This is a genomic window from Vallitaleaceae bacterium 9-2 (genome assembly GCA_038396585.1).
Lineage (GTDB): Bacteria > Bacillota > Clostridia > Lachnospirales > Vallitaleaceae > UBA1351.
The window spans coordinates 2364278-2381561 of sequence record CP121691.1 but is presented as its reverse complement, the minus strand read 5'-3'; the positions used below and the strand labels follow the sequence as shown (position 1 = coordinate 2381561).

The window sequence follows — 17284 nt, the reverse complement described above, 5'->3', positions numbered from 1 at the left end:
ATGTATGATTGCAAAAGAATTTATCATAAAAAACAAGCATGGATTACATGCTCGTCCAGCAGCACTATTTAGCCATGAGGCGGCAAAATTCGGTGCGAAAGTTACGGTAAAACGTATGGATAGTACGCTGAGGGTGGATGCAAAAAATGTTGTCTCGGTCCTTATGCTTAGCGTTCGTTCAGGGATGAAGATAGAGGTCGAAGCAGATGGAGACGATGAATCTGAGGCGATTGATGCCTTAAGTAGATTAATAGCATGTGATTTTGATGAAGCGTAGGATAAAGCAAGGAGTCTTATAAAACTCCTTGCTTTATTGTGTTATTATTCAAAGCTTCCTTGACGAAGCATGAGTTATCATAGATAATGAAGAGGTTAAACAAGCGACACAAGAGTTATGATATGTAAGGAGAGAAAGATGTCTAGAAAAAAAGCATATAGGATGGTATTAATACTAATCATTGTTCGAGTAATTTATTCTGTTATAAAGTATTTTGGAATGCAGTTACTTATTCGAGTTATCGCTTATGATAACATTGTACCGGTCATGCAATTTAGTCAAATTGTCTATTGGATATTAACACTTGGAATCGTTATAGGAATTATAATGGCACTGACCAAGGGACGCGAAATCTTAAGCGTTATTAGTTTAATCTTAGTTATCCTTCAAATTGGACTTGACTTTGGAATAATGTTCTTTACACAAAGAATTATTAATTCAGGTATTCCGGCGATATTTGGGGCGCTAACTTTAGGCGAAGTTCTGATGTATGTAAGCTATATAAGTTCAGGAATCTCCTTCGTGATTAATGTTGTGCTTATAATATTCTTATCAATTTTGTATGCAAAAGAACCCCACCGAGGGTAAGGAGCTATTATGAATATAAAAATGCGTATAGCCTATGATGGAACAAGATACAGCGGCTGGCAACGGAACAAAAATGCATCAAAAACAATTCAGCATAAGTTAGATGAAACTTTAAGCAAATACTTTGAAGAAAAAGTACAAGTAATTGGTGCCGGAAGAACGGACAAAGGTGTTCATGCAAAAGGAATGGTTGCTAACTTTCATCTTCAAGACAAGAAGATAAATTTGCAAAAATGTAGGCAAGAACTTAATGTTTTTTTACCGGAAGATATTGCAATTGTATATATGGAAGAAGTTTTTGAGCAGTTTCATAGCCGATTTAATGCGGTAAAAAAAACATATTCGTATACATTTTACAAAGCGTATAAAGGTGTGAAGCCTATTTTTGGGCGCCAATATATGACAGCACTTCATGAGCGGTTAAATATGGAAAAAGTACGTCAGGCAATTGAGCTAATACAAGGAACACATGACTTTGCCGGATTTTCTTCGGACAAAACGAAAAAATCGACTGTACGAACAATTGAATCCATTAAAATTATTGACGAGGAAGACTATACAAAATTTATATTTACTGGGGATGGTTTTTTATATCACATGATTCGTATATTGATGGGAACCCTTATTGAAGTTGGTAGAGATACCCGCGAACTTTCATCTATAGTGCAAGTTTTTGAAAATAAAGAACGTGCAGAAGCAGGATTTTTAGTAGAACCGAGTGGATTAGCCTTAGAGGAAGTGTTTTACTAAAAAAACATATCGTGAAAGGCGAAAAAGAGACACGAAGATTTCGGTCTCTTTTTTTTCTTGTTTTTTTCTAGAGTTTTTGTATGGAACTTTTTCGAACAATAAGCTTTGGAGGCAACTCGATAGATGTTTGTTCAATGGACGGGTCTTTTATACGTGCAAGGAGAAGCTTAAAAGCCGTCTTTGTCATTTCTTCAATGGGCTGATGAATACTTGATATTTCAAAAATTTTTGAGATAAGCGAATCATCAAAGCCAATCACAGCGATGTCATTAGGAACATGTATCCCTTTTTTATTGATAAGTCGAATAAATTCAAGCGCCGTGACATCGTTGTAACAAAATACAGCAGACATATCCAAATGCTTATGTGTATTCAGATAATGTTCAATATTTTGATGAATATCAAAAGCAGACTCTTGACCTGCAGTTAAAGGTATAATTCGTTTGTCATCAAATGGAATACCGTTGTTGTAGAGTGCTTCTTTGAAAAAACGGAGTTTTTCATCATGAAGGGGGCCTACATAGCCCATTTTTTGATGACCTTGTGAAACAAGGTGATCGGCAACGAGTTTAACGCCTTCACGATGACATACGGATACACTGTCAAATGCGTCTTTGATTTGTGTGGTAATAACGATGGGGACATTGAGCTTTTTAAGTTTTTCTATATTATAATCACCAAAAGGGACGAGCAATATACCATCCACTTGCCTGGATAAAAAATTTTGCACGTTTTCCCACTCTTTGATGGGGTTATGCATACTGTTGTGAATAATGATATTATAGCCATCTTCCCTAGCTTCTTGCTCCATAGCCTGAATCACTTCCATAAAGTAGGGGTTTGCAAGATCGGTCACACACACGCCGACGAGGAATGATTGGCTGCTTTTTAGGGTTTGTGCAGCCTTGTTTACAGTAAAATTAGATTCTTCAATCACTTTCATAACACGTTTAGCTAACGTTTTATCTACATTAGGATTGCCATTTATCACCCGGGATACGGTAGGTTGAGATACATTTGCCAAGCGGGCTATATCTTTCATTGTCATTTTCATCAGATCATCTCCCTCAATTTGATTATAAACACCGACGCATAAGAATACGAATTCTTAATTAGGTGTCTTTTACATTTAAAGCATACTACAAAACATAAAAAAAAGGAAGTGTTATTGTATATTTGCCCAATAAATATGCCATAACATACAAAAATACAGGAAATATTTTCGTTTTTATATTGACAAATGACTAAAGGAAGAATATAATGCAATTGAGAATACGTATTCACAAGAAGCTATAATTCAAAATGAAAAGGAGTCAAGTTATGAAAAAAATTGTATCGTTGCTTTTAGTTTTTGCTTTGATTTTATCGACAACAGCTTGCGGGAATAGTGGTACACAAGAGAACACAGGGGAAAAAGGGTCCAATGACAACAAAGACAAAGAAACTATTGTGATTTGGACACAGGCAGCACCAGACCATCCAGAAGGTAAAATGTTTGCCGACCGAATTGAGGCCTATAATGCGGCGAATCCAGATGCGATGCAAGTGGAGATACAAAACTTCACTCGCGCAGGTTCAGGTTCAGGGTATATTGATAAACTTAATGCAGCTATTACGTCGTATCAAATGCCAGACATCTTTACATTAGATGGCCCAGATGTAGCGTCCTATGTCGAAGCAGGTGTTGTTCGCAGTTTAGATGATATCTTAGACGAAGAGTTTATTAATGGATTTACAGATGCTATGTTAGGTCAAGGAACAGTTGATGGAAAGTTATATGCGCTAGGTTATCAAGACTCCGGTGTTGTCGTTATGTATAACGAAGACGTCATTAATGAACTGGATGACGAGGTGAAGGCTTTGATTCCTGGACCAGATGAAGACTGGACATGGGCTGAATTCTATCAAGTCGCACAAGCAATAGATGCGCTTCGCGATGATCCTAGTCTTGAAGATAATGAGCATATCAGTAAGCTTGAATTGACAGTAGACTTTTTAACCAGTGATATTCCAAAAGGTGCGTATGAGATTGCTATGTATTTCTTGTTGCCAATGCTTTGGTCTAATGGAGCAAATGTTGTTGCAGAGGACGGTTTGACACTCGATGGTTATATGAATAGTCCAGAGACAATAGAATCCTTAAAAGTATTCGGTGACTTTTTCGCCGATGAACTGGCTCTTGCCATAGAACCTGAAAAAAGCTTTCATACAGGAAAAGCAGCGATGGCGATTGGTGGATTTTGGTTTATTAATGATTTAACCAGCAACTATCCAAATACAAAATTCCGTTCCGTGCGCTATCCAAAAATAGATGCAGAATTTGAAGGGAACTATACACCATCAGGAAGTTGGGCTTTTGTTGCATCTGATACGGTAGAAGCTGGCAGCGAAAAAGCAGAGCAAGTAGGAGAGGTCTTGGCATGGTTAACTAATGATGAAGCGGCGAAGGAATATTATCATGCAATTGGCGCCATCCCAGGGCGTACCGATGCTGTATCTGTTATTGATACGAACACAGACAATCCATATCATAACGAAGCGTGGCATGTATTAAAATATCAAGTGGAAAATACCAATAAAGCGCGTCCGATAAGTGTAGGCTATCCATATCTTTCAGAGACCTTTGCCCGAGATATTATTATGCGCATCGCTCAAAACCAAATCAACGATACAGAGACCATCGAACAATATGTCGATGATGCAATGAAAAAAATTGATTTTGAATTTGAAAAATATAGAAAATAAACTATAAATAAAATAGCTGCTGTAGTATAGCTGCAGCAGCTGATTATTTAGACAAGGAAGTGAAACCTATGGAAATAGTAAAACAAAAACCTAAATATTCATTCAAAGAATCCATAACTGCCTATGCGTTTTTATTGCCTGCATTAATTCTTGCCTTTACATTTGTCATTTTGCCGATATTTTCAGCATTTATTAACGGATTTACAGATTACTACCTATTAAAACCAGATGAAAAAACGTTCATTGGAATTGATAATTTTGTTCGAATGACATCAGATACATTGCTATTAAAGACTTTTAAAAACACAGTTTATTTTGTGGTCCTTGTTGTTCCACTTCAGCTGGGAATGGCCTTGGTGTTGGCACTTATCGTCAACAAAAAATTAAAGTTTAACGGATATTTTCGTATGGCCTATTTTGCGCCAGCGGTCTTGTCACTTGTTGTTATCTCGATTCTGTGGTCAGTGCTTTTAAATCCATCTTCGGGACTTGCCAACGAACTATTAACAATGATTGGGATACCCAGACAAAAATTCTTAACCAGTACCACCCAAGCGATGCCAACAATTGTGGCCATCTCAGCATGGTCAGGATGCGGATATCAGATGCTTATCTTCTTGGCAGGGCTAAAAAACATTGAGCATAGTTTGTATGAAGCAGCAGAAATCGACGGTGCCAATAATTGGAGTAAATTTTTACATATTACCATACCTTCATTACGACCGGTGACGATGTTTTTGATTATTACGACAACAATTCAAGCGTTTAAACTTATCGTACAACCTATGGTTATGACTGGAGGCGGTCCGGATTATTCGACAATGACAATTTTACAATACATTTATGAATATGGATTTAGGCACCGTAATGTCGGTTATGTAAGTGCCATTACGCTTGTTTTTACCCTGTTTTTGGTCGTTGTATCCATACTCATAAAAAAAGTACTTAAGGAGGAATAATCATGGCGAAGAAAAAAATAACAAGGCTACTTTTTTATATACTTATTACTTGCGTGTCCTTACTTTTTATATTCCCAATGTTGTGGATGATTGTATCGTCTTTTAAAATCGATGAGCATATTTATCGAGATATAGGGACCATCTTTGCCTTTATACCTCGAATGGGTGATATGACTTTAAAGCCCTATAGAGAGCTTCTAAGTATGTACAATGTCTTTAAAAACATGGGTAACAGCCTGATCTATGCAAGCTTAACAGTCATTTTTGGCCTGATGGTCAATTCCCTTGCAGGTTATGCTTTAGCCAAGTTTGAATTTCCGTTTAAAAATGCAGTGTTGATGTTGATTATCGCGCTAATGATTGTACCGGTAGAGGCAACTATCTTACCTTTATATATGGTTGTCTTTCGAATAAAACTGATTAATACCATCGCAGGATATTTATTACCCTTTATTGCGAATGTGATGAATATTTTCTTGTTTCGACAATATTTCTTGTCATTTCCTGAAGAACTATCTGAAGCAGCTCGAATTGATGGGTTGGGACACTTCAAATTGTTCTATAAGATTGTCTTTCCTATTAGCAAGCCCATATATGTAACCATTGGGATTATTACCTTTTTAGCATCATGGAATGACTTTTTATGGCCGGTCATGGCGTTGTCCAATTCAGAATTGATGCCGGTTCAAGTGGCACTTAATGCGATTTTTAGTGATACCTACAATATATTCACAAGCCATACGATGGCTGCCTTAACATTGGTTACCTTACCGGTTGTCATCTTATATATGTTTTTCCAAAAACAGATTGTCGAAGGTGTTGCGCGTTCAGGTATAAAATAAATAAACGTACGAGAAAGGAATTATCATGAGTAAGTTACTAGATAATGCGAATGCATATATACAAAAAAACAAGGACAGAACAAAAAACCATCCCAAATTTCACTATAGCCCACCTATTGGATGGATGAATGACCCCAATGGTCTTTGTTACTACAATGGAGAATATCATCTATACTATCAACATAATCCTTATAAAATTCATTGGGACCTTATGTATTGGGGACATGCAACGTCTCGAGACCTTCTTCAGTGGCAAGACCACCCGGTGGCTTTGGCACCAGAGGAAGCATATGAGCTGGATGGATGTTTTTCCGGAAGTGCAATCGAGATTGACGATAAGCTATATCTTATGTATACAGGGCACTTAGACCGAGAGGGTGTGGTCTTACAAAATCAAAACATCGCCATCAGTCACGATGGAATAACCTTTGAAAAACATACGGACAATCCGGTCTTAGATGCCAAGGATTTGCCTCAGGGTGCTTTGGCTCAAGATTTTAGAGACCCCAAAGTCTTCAAATATAAGGATACCTATTGGTCGGTGATTGTTGGGCGACCCGAAGAAGTCGGAGGCGCTGTTTTACTCTATCGCTCCGAAGATATGTTACATTGGGACTATGTAGGAGTTCTTGCCAAAAGTGACCAAGGAAAGCAAGAGATATGGGAGTGTCCGGATTTAATGACGTTAAATCAAGAAGAGGTTCTTATCTATTCAATTATTGAATTGGCCAAGGATGATGGGAAAACAGTTCGCCCCAATATGCATCCGACCGAATACAAGCTTGGAAAAGTGGACTTGGAAGAGGCGCATGGTGATTGGCATACAACAAGAGACTTAGACTGTGGTTTTAATTTTTATGCACCTCAAACCTTTGTTGATCCGTCAGGAGAACGTATTATGATTGGTTGGATTAGTCCATGGGACGGCGACGAAGAGGTTCGTATTGACAATGGATGGGCTGGATTAATGTCTATTCCAAGAGTATTAAGTGTAGATCAAGGATGGTTGATACAACAGCCGGTTGAAGCAATCAAGGACCTTCGTAAGGATGATGGAATTCGGATTCAAGAAGCAATGCTTTATAATGAATCCAAAGCATTTGACACAATGAACGGCCAACACTTTGATTTGAGTTTTACCGTAGATATAAGCGAAGCTAGAGAATTTTGTATAGAGATAGCCAAAGGAAAAGCCTGCACGACATCGTTGACTTATGATGTGGTAGGACAAGAATGGATATTTGACCGTCGTAATAATGGAGAAAAAAACATGTTGCCCATGACGGCCAACAACCAGTGGTATGGACTAAGAACAATCCGTCAAGAGCGTGTTATAAAAACCATGGACGTTCGTGTGCTAATGGATAGATATAGTGTAGAGATATTTGCTGATGGAGGTAGACGTGTCTTTACAGCATTGATAGATCCTCACGAAGATGGAGAAAATATTGTGTTTTCAAGCCGAGGCAAATCCACGCTGTACAATGTAGAGTTTTATAGTTTGATATGATATAATAAAGGCGTTACAGCATTTTTTTGATGCATGACTTAGGATGAGTAAATAAGGAGTGACGTTATGAAGCAATTGGTGAAAAATAATGTGAGCTGGCTTGGTTATATCGACTGGGAACTTGAATCTTTTCATGGAGATGATTATTCGATTTATAATGGATCAAGTCAAAACGCATATTTGATTCAAGAGGAAAAAACGGTTCTTATTGATACGGTATGGGCTCCCCATCGCTTTGAGTTTATTGACAACTTAAAAAAAGAGATTGACTTGTCGGAGATAGATTTTATTGTGGTTAATCATGGAGAGGTAGACCATTCAGGGGCTCTTGTGGATTTAATGAAAGAAATACCAGATACTCCGATTTATTGTACAGCCAATGCGGTTAAAAGTTTGGAAGGACAGTATGGTAAGCATGATTGGAACTTAAATATCGTTAAAACGGGGGATTCTGTTGATATAGGTAATGGAAAGCAATTAATTTTTGTTGAAATGCGCATGCTGCACTGGCCAGATAGTATGGCTACATACATGACAGGGGATAATATTTTATTTTCCAATGATGCCTTTGGACAACACTTTGCAGTAGAAGAGCTGTTTAATGATCGAGCTGACCAGTGTTTATTGGAAAAAGAGGCAATGAAATACTATGCCAATATTTTAAATCCTTTTTCCCCGTTGGTAGCTAGAAAAATAGAAGAAATTGTGGCATTAAATATACCTATTGATATTATTGCGCCTAGTCATGGTGCGATATGGCGTGACAACCCGATGCAAATTGTTGAAAAATACGTTGCGTGGTCGGATAATTACCAAGAAAATCAATTGACCATTGTCTATGATACCATGTGGGAAGGAACGACAAAGATTGCCCATAAAATAGCCGAAGCCGCTAGAGATTTAAGTCCAGATACCGTGGTTAAAGTATTTAACTGTGCCAAAGCAGACAAAAATGAAATTATGACCGAAGTGTTTAAGTCCCGTGCGGTAGCTGTCGGATCGCCAACCATGGGGAACGATATTCTATCAAGTGTGGATGGATGGATTCATTTTTTGAAAACGCTAAAGTTTAAAAATAAAAAAGCTGCCACTTTTGGATGTTATGGATGGAGTGGAGAAGGGGTTAAAGTCCTCAAAGAACGTATGGCAGATGCTGGTTTTGAAGTCGTAGAAGCATCAATTCAGTCGTTTTGGAATCCGGATGAAGATGATTTTGTCAAGGCAAAAGATCTTGTCGAAAGTTTATTAAAATAAATGCTCAAAAGATGGAGGTTATGATGGCAGATATTGTAGCATTAGGAGAATTACTTATAGATTTTACGCCGCTTAAAGCGACAGATAAGGTAGCCTTTGAACGCAATGCAGGAGGAGCACCGGCAAATGTTTTAGCAGCAGTGACACGCCTAGGACGCAGCAGTCGATTTGTAGGGTGTGTCGGACAAGATATGTTTGGTACATATTTAAAAAGCTTTTTGGAGACATGTAACATTGATAGTCAGTACTTAAAGATGACATCAGAATATCCAACAACACTTGCCTTTGTTGCCTTAAAAGATGATGGTGATAGAGACTTTAGTTTTTATCGAAACCCAGGCGCCGATTTAATGCTTTCCAAGGAAGATATAGATGTCCAGATATTTGAGGACGCTTCGATTTTTCATTTCGGTTCCCTTTCCTTGACGGATGAACCTGTTCGCGGGGCTACGCTTAAGAGCCTTGAACTGGCAAAGCAAAAGAAGATGATTATTAGTTATGACCCTAATCTACGTCCGCCATTATGGTCATCGTTGGACGTGGCAAAGACAACGATTCTATCGGTTATGGACCAAGTGGATATCCTTAAAATTTCTGAGGAAGAACTGTTGTTTTTAACGGGAGAACAAGATATTGAACAGGGTTCGAAGCTTCTGTATGAACAATACAGGATACCGCTTATCTTGGTTACACTAGGACCCAATGGTTGTGGTGTGCGTCAAGCGGATAGATTTTCTGTAATTGCTGGTATAAAAGTTCAAGCTGTCGATACCACAGGTGCAGGCGATAGTCATTTAGGTGCAATGCTTTACCATATTATTGAAGATGGTCGACGCCCGGAGGATATTGAGTTTGATAAAATCAAGGAATTTGTACGTTTTGCAAATACAATGGCAGCCTATGTGACAACCCAATATGGAAGTGCCGCTATCATGCCAAGTTATGCAAAAGTACAAGAAATTTACAGCTTGACAGAAAAGCTTAATTAGGTGTACCATTAAATCAATAAAATATATGAGGAAAGGAAGAGCGCTATGATTATAAAAAATATCAAAAATGTAGATCGTTTTTTTGAAACTGTTGACCAATGTAAAGGACGTGTTGAACTGGTAACAAAACAAGGAGACCGATTGAATTTAAAATCCAAATTGTCTCAATATGTTTCGCTGACCAATATGTTCTCAGATCCTAAAATAGAAGAAATTGAGTTGCTTGTGTCAGAACCGGAAGATATCGCGTTATTATTGCAATATCTTGTTCAAGGATAACAGACAGGCGAGTACAATCAATTAAAAAAGACTAAGGATGTATACAAAATGTATATATCCTTTTTTTAAGAGTGGGAGAAACCTTGATATCGAACAAACTCTGTGATACAATTATTCTTACTTTGTATACAGTGTATACTAAACTTAGGAGGCCTTTAATGGAAGAAACAATTTCAAAAAGTTTTATTGAACATATTATTGATAAAGATATTGAAGAGGGCAGAACTTCTACGGTCATAACGCGGTTTCCGCCAGAACCCAATGGTTATTTGCATATTGGACATGCAAAAGCGATTACAACTAATTATACAATAGCAGAAAAATATAATGGAAAGTTTAATCTTCGTTTTGATGATACGGATCCATCAAAAGAAAAAATCGAATTTGTAGAAAGTATAAAAGAAGATGTGGCATGGTTAGGTGCAGACTATGAAGATCGAATCTTTTTTGCGTCTAGCTATTTCGAGCAATTATATGATGCAGCCATTGAATTAATTAAAAGGGGTAAAGCCTATGTATGTGACTTGACGCCTGAACAAATGCGTGAGTATCGAGGAACCCTTACAGAAGCAGGTAAAGAGAGCCCCTATCGCAACCGCAGTGTTGAAGAAAATCTAGATCTGTTTGAGCGAATGAAAAATGGTGAATTTCCAGATGGAAGCAAGATTCTACGTGCAAAAATTGATATGGCTTCACCAAATATGAATATGCGTGATCCGGGTATATACCGTATATCCCATATGGAACATTATGCAGCGGGAGATAAATGGTGCGTTTATCCTTTGTATGACTTTGCACATCCAATTGAGGATGCGATTGAAGGCGTAAGCCATTCTCTATGTGGATTGGAATTTGAAGATCATCGTCCGCTATATGATTGGGTACTTGAAGCTCTTGAATGGAAAAACCCACCACGACAAGTGGAGTTTGCTGAGTTGAGTTTATCTCATACCATTCTTGGAAAGCGCCGTATCCGTCCACTCGTTGAAGAAGGATTAATTGATGGTTGGGATGATCCCCGTTTGGCAACAATTAGAGGATTAAGACGTCGTGGTTATACCAAGGAGTCTATTCGCAAGTTTTTTGAAATGGTAGGATTGTCTAAGAGTAAGTCAAAGGTTGATATTGCAATGCTTGAACATGCACTTCGAGAAGACTTGAAACTTAAAGTGCCTCGAATTATGGCTGTCATCAATCCATTAAAGATTACGATTACCAATTATGAAGAAGGTAAGGTAGAATACTTGCCGGCGGTTAATAATACAGAAAATGAAGAATTAGGTTCGCATGAGATTCCGTTCACACGTGAGATATATATTGAACGTGAAGACTTTATGGAGACACCTCCAAATAAAAAATATCGACGCCTTTCTCCAGGAGTTGAGGTTCGTCTGATGCATGCGTATTTTATTCGATGTGAAGAAATTGTCAAAGATGAAAATGGCGAAGTCATTGAATTAAAGTGTACTTATGATCCGGCAACCAAGAGTGGAAGCGGCTTTAATGAACGCAAACCAAAAGGAACTATTCATTGGGTTTCTGCAACAGAAGGTGTAGCAACAGAAGTTCATATGTATGATCGATTATTTGTTGAACAAGACAACGACGGTGAGAATACACTTGTGTTTAACGAGCTTTCAAAAGTGATCTATCCAAAGGCGTATGTTGAGCCAATTATTCGTGAATATAACGTGGAAGACAAGTTTCAATTTGTTCGACATGGATATTTTAATATTGATCCAAAAGAGACAACTGACGAGAAATATGTGCTAAATCTAGCGGTTTCATTAAAAAGTTCTTACAAATAAGGTGGAAAGAATGGATAATATTTTTAAGGATCTTGAAGGCTTAGGCTTCAAGAATATTTCGGATGCAGACTTGTTCAAAGACGAGACAAAAAAGAAGAGCATAGAAAAAAAAGAGAAAGTAAAAGCATCAACAACGCAAATGTACATTTATCAACGTAAAGTTGACTGCCCTATCTGCAAGCATTCTTTTCAAACATCAACGGTACGTACCGGACGTGTAAGATTTCAAGGAACAGAGTTAGATTTGCGTCCGTTATATATGGGATTTGATCCGATACCTTATGAAGTAACAGTATGTAACTATTGTGGATATGCTGCGATTAATAAATATTTTAAAACCGTAAGTGACGCTAAGAAAAGAGCCATCATTGAAAATATTACACGTAATTATATTGGACATAAGTACAATGAAATTCTTACCTATGAAGAGGCGGTTGAACGCTACAAGCTGGTGTTGCTTAACAGTGCAGTCGGTGGAGATGGTAATGGGATTAAAGCGTATATCTGTCTTAAGATAAGCTGGTTATATCGAGGATGGCAAGAATCAATCAAAGCGTCTGAGAATCAAAATGAAGCGCTGCTAAAAAAACTTAAAACCTACGAAATTGTTTTTGTTGAAAAGGCTTATGAAGGTTTTAAGTTGGCTTATTCAAATGAAACACTTCCGATTATGGGCATTGATGATATGACGATGGAGTATATTATTGCAGAACTTGCGCGGCGCTTAGGCGATGTGCGAATAGCGAAGCAATGGTTGGGTAAAGTTATAGGACATCCAGATGTGTCTAAACGATTACGCGATAAAGTATATGATGTAAAAGAATTAATTAATGAACATATAAAACAAGTAGAAAAAAAATCACAGCCAAGTTAGTGCTGTGATTTTTGCTTTATAGAACGGTTCCGTTGATTTTTTGTATAGAACGCTTTGGAGCATCCTTTGCATCTTTCCAAGGTTCTTTTTCATAACGATAATCATATTTATTGACAAACCATTGCATATCGTCAAGGACACGCTCCATATTTTTTATAAAATGTGGGCGCGTATCGTTAATGAACTCTTCAAAAACAGAAGCAGAAATACTTGCCTGTCCAGTTTCAATTAGCTTAATATAATGCGGCATACAAAAACTTTTTGTGTTGGGAATAAATGCTTTAAAAGAATCGTCCTTTTTATAGAGATAAAAAAAGGTTTCATAATAGCGTGTCATTGTTTCCTCGATGCGTCCGCAAATATAACAATCTTTTGTAAGTAAATCGTATAAATGGTGTAAAGATGTATTCGTGTCTGCTTTTTTCTTGAATAGTTTTTTTGTGCTTTTCAAATTTTCAGTAGCTTGCTTAAATGTTTCTAGCATCTCCATTGTATGGCTTTGATTTACAAGGGTCAAGCCAAGACGATTTGGGGATTGGAAAAGCTGCGTGAAGTGGTTGCGGCAAAAACCAATCTTGTTGGTCGTTTGACGAAAATCTTTTTGCATATAAGCATCACTTAAACAAAAATCAATTAAATCTTTTTCTAGCTTTTTTTCAAGAAAACAAAAAGGGCATTCGCCGTCATCTTTAACTGCGTCCCATAAGGGTATCGTATATATTTCTTCCTTTGCCATAAGAACTCCTTCTATATTTTAAGTCTAATGTATGTTATGATTATCATGCGTCATGAGTATTATAACATAAGGAGGCCAAAATGTATGTGTTAAAAATTCCTTATGAGGAGTTGGATATATATAAAATTTTGCAAAGCGGTCAAGTCTTTCGTTATGAGGTCATATCAGAAAAAGACTATGTCTTAATTTATCAAAATCATTATGTGCATGTAAAAAAAGTCGAAGGTGGTTATCACTTTTATTGTGAGGAACAAGAATTTTATACAGTATGGTCGCTATATTTGGCGCTTGATTTAAATTATCAAGAGATTAATCAAGCAATTATTAAGGCCGACCCACGTTTAGAAGCGGTTATACAGGAGCAAAAAGGCTTAAGAATCCTTCGCCAAGATCCATTTGAGATGCTTTTGACCTTTATTATATCCCAATCAAAGGCGATTCCTCAGATTCGTAAGCTCGTTAATGCGCTCTCAGATCAATATGGACAGTACCTAGGTGAAGTCGAATCTAGACCGATATATGCTTTTCCAACCAGCCATGCATTGCAAGAGATTACACAAGAACAGTTTCGTGCTATGAAGTTTGGCTATAGAGCGCCATATCTTGTTGATGCCATTAAGCAGGTATGTGAAGGTAAAGTGGTGCTTGATTTGAATGCAAGTTTAGACGCCAATCAAACCATGGAAATGTTAAAGCAGATTAAAGGTGTAGGCGATAAAGTGGCATCGTGTGTCGCATTATTTGGATTGGGCTATATGGAAGCTTTTCCGGTGGATGTATGGATGCGAAAAACAATGGTGTACTTGTATGACACGCTTGATGCAAAAACCAAGGATATCCACATACAGCAATTTGGTGAAAAGCTGTTTGGAGTATATGCAGGCATAGCTCAACAATACATTTTTGAATATGGACGACAAATGATAAAAATTCTATAAAAATGTAAAAATGGACTTGCAAAATAAAAAAGAATCGTATATTATATATATAGATTAGCACTCAAACTTGATGAGTGCTAACAAAAGAAAATATTTGTTAATGATTAAGGAGGTTTAATTATGAAATTGGTGCCATTAGGAGACAGAGTGGTTATTAAGCAATTGGAGGCAGAAGAAACGACAAAATCAGGAATTGTATTACCTGGTGCTGCAAAAGAAAAACCTCAAGAAGCAGAGGTTGTATCAGTAGGTCCAGGCGGAATTGTTGATGGAAAAGAAGTTCAAATGCAAGTTAAAGTCGGAGATAAGATTATCTATTCGAAGTATGCTGGAACAGAAGTCAAACTTCAAGGAGAAGAATATATTATCGTTCGACAAAACGATATATTAGCTATTGTAGAATAATATTTAATAACATTTTATGTGATTAATTAATCGATATATGGAGGTAGATAACATGGCAAAGCAAATTTTATTTGGTGCTGAAGCAAGAAGTGCACTTGAAAAAGGTGTTGACCAATTAGCGGACACTGTAAAAGTAACCTTAGGTCCAAAAGGACGTAATGTGGTACTAGACAAAAAATTTGGATCACCATTAATCACCAATGATGGTGTAACAATTGCAAAAGATATTGAGTTAGAAGATGCATTTGAAAATATGGGTGCTCAACTTGTTAAAGAAGTTGCAACTAAAACCAATGATGTAGCAGGAGACGGTACGACGACAGCAACAGTTTTAGCACAAGCAATGATTCAAGAAGGTATGAAAAACGTTGCAGCCGGAGCAAACCCTATCATCTTAAGACGAGGTATGCAAAAAGCTACAGCTGTAACTGTAGATGCAATTAAGGCAATGAGTCGAACGCTCAACGGAAAAGATCAAATTGCAAAAGTTGCTGCAATTTCTGCAGGTGATGAAGAAGTTGGTCAATTAATTGCGGAAGCAATGGAAAAAGCATCAACAGATGGTGTTATTACGATTGAAGAGTCAAAAACAATGATGACAGAACTTGAAGTTGTTGAAGGCATGCAGTTTGACCGTGGATATTTATCCGCATATATGTCAACAGATATGGAAAAAATGGAAGCAAACCTAGAAAATCCATATATTCTTATTACTGACAAGAAAATATCAAATATCCAAGAAATACTACCTATTCTTGAACAAATTGTTCAATCCGGTGAAAAGCTTCTTATCATTGCAGAAGATGTAGAAGGCGAAGCATTAACAACATTAATCGTTAACAAACTTCGTGGAACCTTTAACTGTGTTGCTGTCAAAGCACCAGGATTTGGCGATCGTCGTAAAGCAATGCTTGAGGATATTGCAACGCTTACTGGCGGAACAGTTATATCAGATGAACTAGGCTTAGACCTTAAAGAAACAACAATGGAACAACTTGGACGAGCAAAAACAGTTAAAGTACAAAAAGAAAATACAGTAATTGTCAATGGAGCAGGTAACAAAGCAGATATTGATGCCCGCATTGCTCAAATCAAAGGCCAAATTGAAGAAACAACGTCAGAATTTGACCAAGAAAAACTACAAGAACGCCTAGCAAAACTTGCTGGTGGAGTTGCTGTCATTAAAGTAGGAGCGGCAACAGAGACAGAAATGAAAGAGAAAAAGCTTCGTATGGAAGATGCATTGGCTGCAACGCGAGCGGCAGTTGAAGAAGGAATTATCGCTGGTGGTGGTACAGCTTATGTTCATGCATCTAAAGAAGTAGAAAACTTAATTGAAACTTTAGAAGGAGACGAACGTACAGGAGCAAAATTGATTTTAAAAGCCCTTGAATCTCCGTTACGTCAAATTGTGTCAAATGCAGGTTTAGAAGGCTCGGTTATTGTTAACAAAGTCAAAGAATCTGAAAATGGAGTAGGCTTTGATGCACTAACAGAAAAATACGTGGATATGGTTGAAGTTGGAATTATTGACCCATCAAAAGTAACACGTAGCGCACTTCAAAATGCAAACTCTGTAGCATCAACACTATTAACAACAGAATCTGTTGTAGCAGATATTCCAGAAGCTGAACCGGCAATGGGAGCTGCAGGTATGGGCGGCGCACCTGGCATGGGTATGATGTAAGACAAATATTATATATAAAAAGAAGTTGTTGTATACAACAACTTCTTTTTTACTTGTTTAAACGTAGGATATTCGTTATAATAGAGTTAAAGTTTTGGTAATATACTACAGGAGGAAAAGAATGGCTTATAATGACGTGTTTAAGGAACAACTGGTAAAGAGAGAAAATAATGGGAAAGATATGATGAAAAAAATAGGAATTATTGCAGGTGCGATTGTTCTTGTGTTTATCGCATCAATGATTCCGATTATAACAGGCCTGGGATTATTGTTACCACTAATTGTTCTTATAGGATGGGTAGCCATCGTTTTGGTTCGACGCTTGAACTTAGAATATGAATATATTTTTACAAATGGTGAACTTGATATTGATCGAATATTTAATAAAAGTAAAAGAAAACGTGCAATTTCAATTGAAGTACGTTCTATTCATGTAATGATTCATGCAAAGCATCCGGACTACAAGCAAGAGACAAGCAATGTACAAAAAGTGTTAGACTTTAGTTCAGGTGTCGAAAGCGACCAGTTATATGCAGCCATACTTGATCATGAAGGTAAGCGAACGATGCTACTAATGGAACCAAATGACACTTTGATTGATGGCATAAAAATGTATATACCTCGTAAAGTGAAAAAATAAATT

Annotated in this window: 18 protein-coding genes; 16 read left to right on the top strand and 2 right to left on the bottom strand. The window is 37.2% G+C overall.

Annotated elements, in window-relative coordinates:
* Positions 1 to 4: 4 nt before the first annotated feature.
* The 3 genes from QBE53_11235 to truA all read left to right on the top strand — a co-directional run bounded on the left by QBE53_11235 (position 5) and on the right by truA (position 1615).
* Positions 5 to 277 (top strand): HPr family phosphocarrier protein, encoded by a 273-nt coding sequence (locus QBE53_11235; protein WZL80378.1) that lies wholly within the window; start codon positions 5 to 7, stop codon positions 275 to 277.
* Between the two features lie 138 nt (positions 278 to 415).
* Positions 416 to 865, top strand: coding sequence for a hypothetical protein (locus tag QBE53_11230; protein ID WZL80377.1), 450 nt, complete (start codon positions 416 to 418; stop codon positions 863 to 865).
* Between the two features lie 9 nt (positions 866 to 874).
* Complete coding sequence (gene truA / locus QBE53_11225) at positions 875 to 1615, top strand: tRNA pseudouridine(38-40) synthase TruA (GenBank protein WZL80376.1); 741 nt, start codon at positions 875 to 877, stop codon at positions 1613 to 1615.
* A gap of 67 nt (positions 1616 to 1682) precedes the next feature.
* Here the strand turns inward: truA and QBE53_11220 are convergent, their stop codons facing one another.
* Positions 1683 to 2669, bottom strand: a complete 987-nt coding sequence (locus QBE53_11220) for a LacI family DNA-binding transcriptional regulator (GenBank protein ID WZL80375.1) — start codon at positions 2667 to 2669, stop codon at positions 1683 to 1685.
* Between the two features lie 266 nt (positions 2670 to 2935).
* On the opposite strand from QBE53_11220, the gene QBE53_11215 reads away from it, so the two are divergent.
* From QBE53_11215 to QBE53_11175, 9 genes are all read left to right on the top strand, one after another.
* Entirely contained in the window at positions 2936 to 4360 is a 1425-nt protein-coding gene (locus QBE53_11215) for an extracellular solute-binding protein (protein WZL80374.1), read from the top strand.
* A gap of 68 nt (positions 4361 to 4428) precedes the next feature.
* Entirely contained in the window at positions 4429 to 5319 is an 891-nt protein-coding gene (locus tag QBE53_11210) for a sugar ABC transporter permease (protein ID WZL80373.1), read from the top strand.
* Positions 5320 to 5321: 2 nt separating this feature from the next.
* Positions 5322 to 6161, top strand: coding sequence for a carbohydrate ABC transporter permease (locus tag QBE53_11205; protein ID WZL80372.1), 840 nt, complete (start codon positions 5322 to 5324; stop codon positions 6159 to 6161).
* Between the two features lie 25 nt (positions 6162 to 6186).
* A complete protein-coding gene (locus QBE53_11200) occupies positions 6187 to 7671 on the top strand; it encodes a glycoside hydrolase family 32 protein (protein WZL80371.1) in 1485 nt (494 codons plus the stop codon).
* A 66-nt stretch (positions 7672 to 7737) separates the two neighbouring features.
* The gene (locus tag QBE53_11195; GenBank protein ID WZL80370.1) at positions 7738 to 8925 is read left to right on the top strand and encodes an MBL fold metallo-hydrolase; all 1188 of its coding nucleotides are present in this window, start codon (positions 7738 to 7740) and stop codon (positions 8923 to 8925) included.
* Positions 8926 to 8948: 23 nt separating this feature from the next.
* A complete protein-coding gene (locus QBE53_11190) occupies positions 8949 to 9914 on the top strand; it encodes a carbohydrate kinase (protein ID WZL80369.1) in 966 nt (321 codons plus the stop codon).
* A gap of 45 nt (positions 9915 to 9959) precedes the next feature.
* On the top strand, positions 9960 to 10193 hold the full coding sequence (locus QBE53_11185) for a polya polymerase (protein ID WZL80368.1): 234 nt from the start codon (positions 9960 to 9962) through the stop codon (positions 10191 to 10193).
* A 158-nt stretch (positions 10194 to 10351) separates the two neighbouring features.
* Positions 10352 to 12001: a glutamine--tRNA ligase/YqeY domain fusion protein gene (locus tag QBE53_11180; protein ID WZL80367.1), complete on the top strand. Its 1650-nt coding sequence runs from the start codon at positions 10352 to 10354 to the stop codon at positions 11999 to 12001.
* Between the two features lie 10 nt (positions 12002 to 12011).
* The gene (locus tag QBE53_11175; protein WZL80366.1) at positions 12012 to 12875 is read left to right on the top strand and encodes a DUF2225 domain-containing protein; all 864 of its coding nucleotides are present in this window, start codon (positions 12012 to 12014) and stop codon (positions 12873 to 12875) included.
* A gap of 16 nt (positions 12876 to 12891) precedes the next feature.
* Here QBE53_11175 and QBE53_11170 read toward each other — a convergent pair whose 3' ends face one another.
* Positions 12892 to 13611 (bottom strand): DUF6062 family protein, encoded by a 720-nt coding sequence (locus QBE53_11170; GenBank protein ID WZL80365.1) that lies wholly within the window; start codon positions 13609 to 13611, stop codon positions 12892 to 12894.
* Positions 13612 to 13691: 80 nt separating this feature from the next.
* Here QBE53_11170 and QBE53_11165 point away from each other — a divergent pair, with 80 nt between their 5' ends.
* The 4 genes from QBE53_11165 (at position 13692) to QBE53_11150 (ending at position 17281) form a co-directional block, all read left to right on the top strand.
* On the top strand, positions 13692 to 14549 hold the full coding sequence (locus QBE53_11165) for a DNA glycosylase (protein WZL80364.1): 858 nt from the start codon (positions 13692 to 13694) through the stop codon (positions 14547 to 14549).
* A gap of 120 nt (positions 14550 to 14669) precedes the next feature.
* Positions 14670 to 14954, top strand: a complete 285-nt coding sequence (gene groES, locus QBE53_11160) for a co-chaperone GroES (protein WZL80363.1) — start codon at positions 14670 to 14672, stop codon at positions 14952 to 14954.
* Positions 14955 to 15006: 52 nt separating this feature from the next.
* Positions 15007 to 16641, top strand: a complete 1635-nt coding sequence (groL, locus tag QBE53_11155; protein ID WZL80362.1) for a chaperonin GroEL — start codon at positions 15007 to 15009, stop codon at positions 16639 to 16641.
* 121 nt (positions 16642 to 16762) lie between these two features.
* Positions 16763 to 17281, top strand: a complete 519-nt coding sequence (locus QBE53_11150) for a DUF6106 family protein (GenBank protein ID WZL80361.1) — start codon at positions 16763 to 16765, stop codon at positions 17279 to 17281.
* Positions 17282 to 17284: the final 3 nt, after the last annotated feature.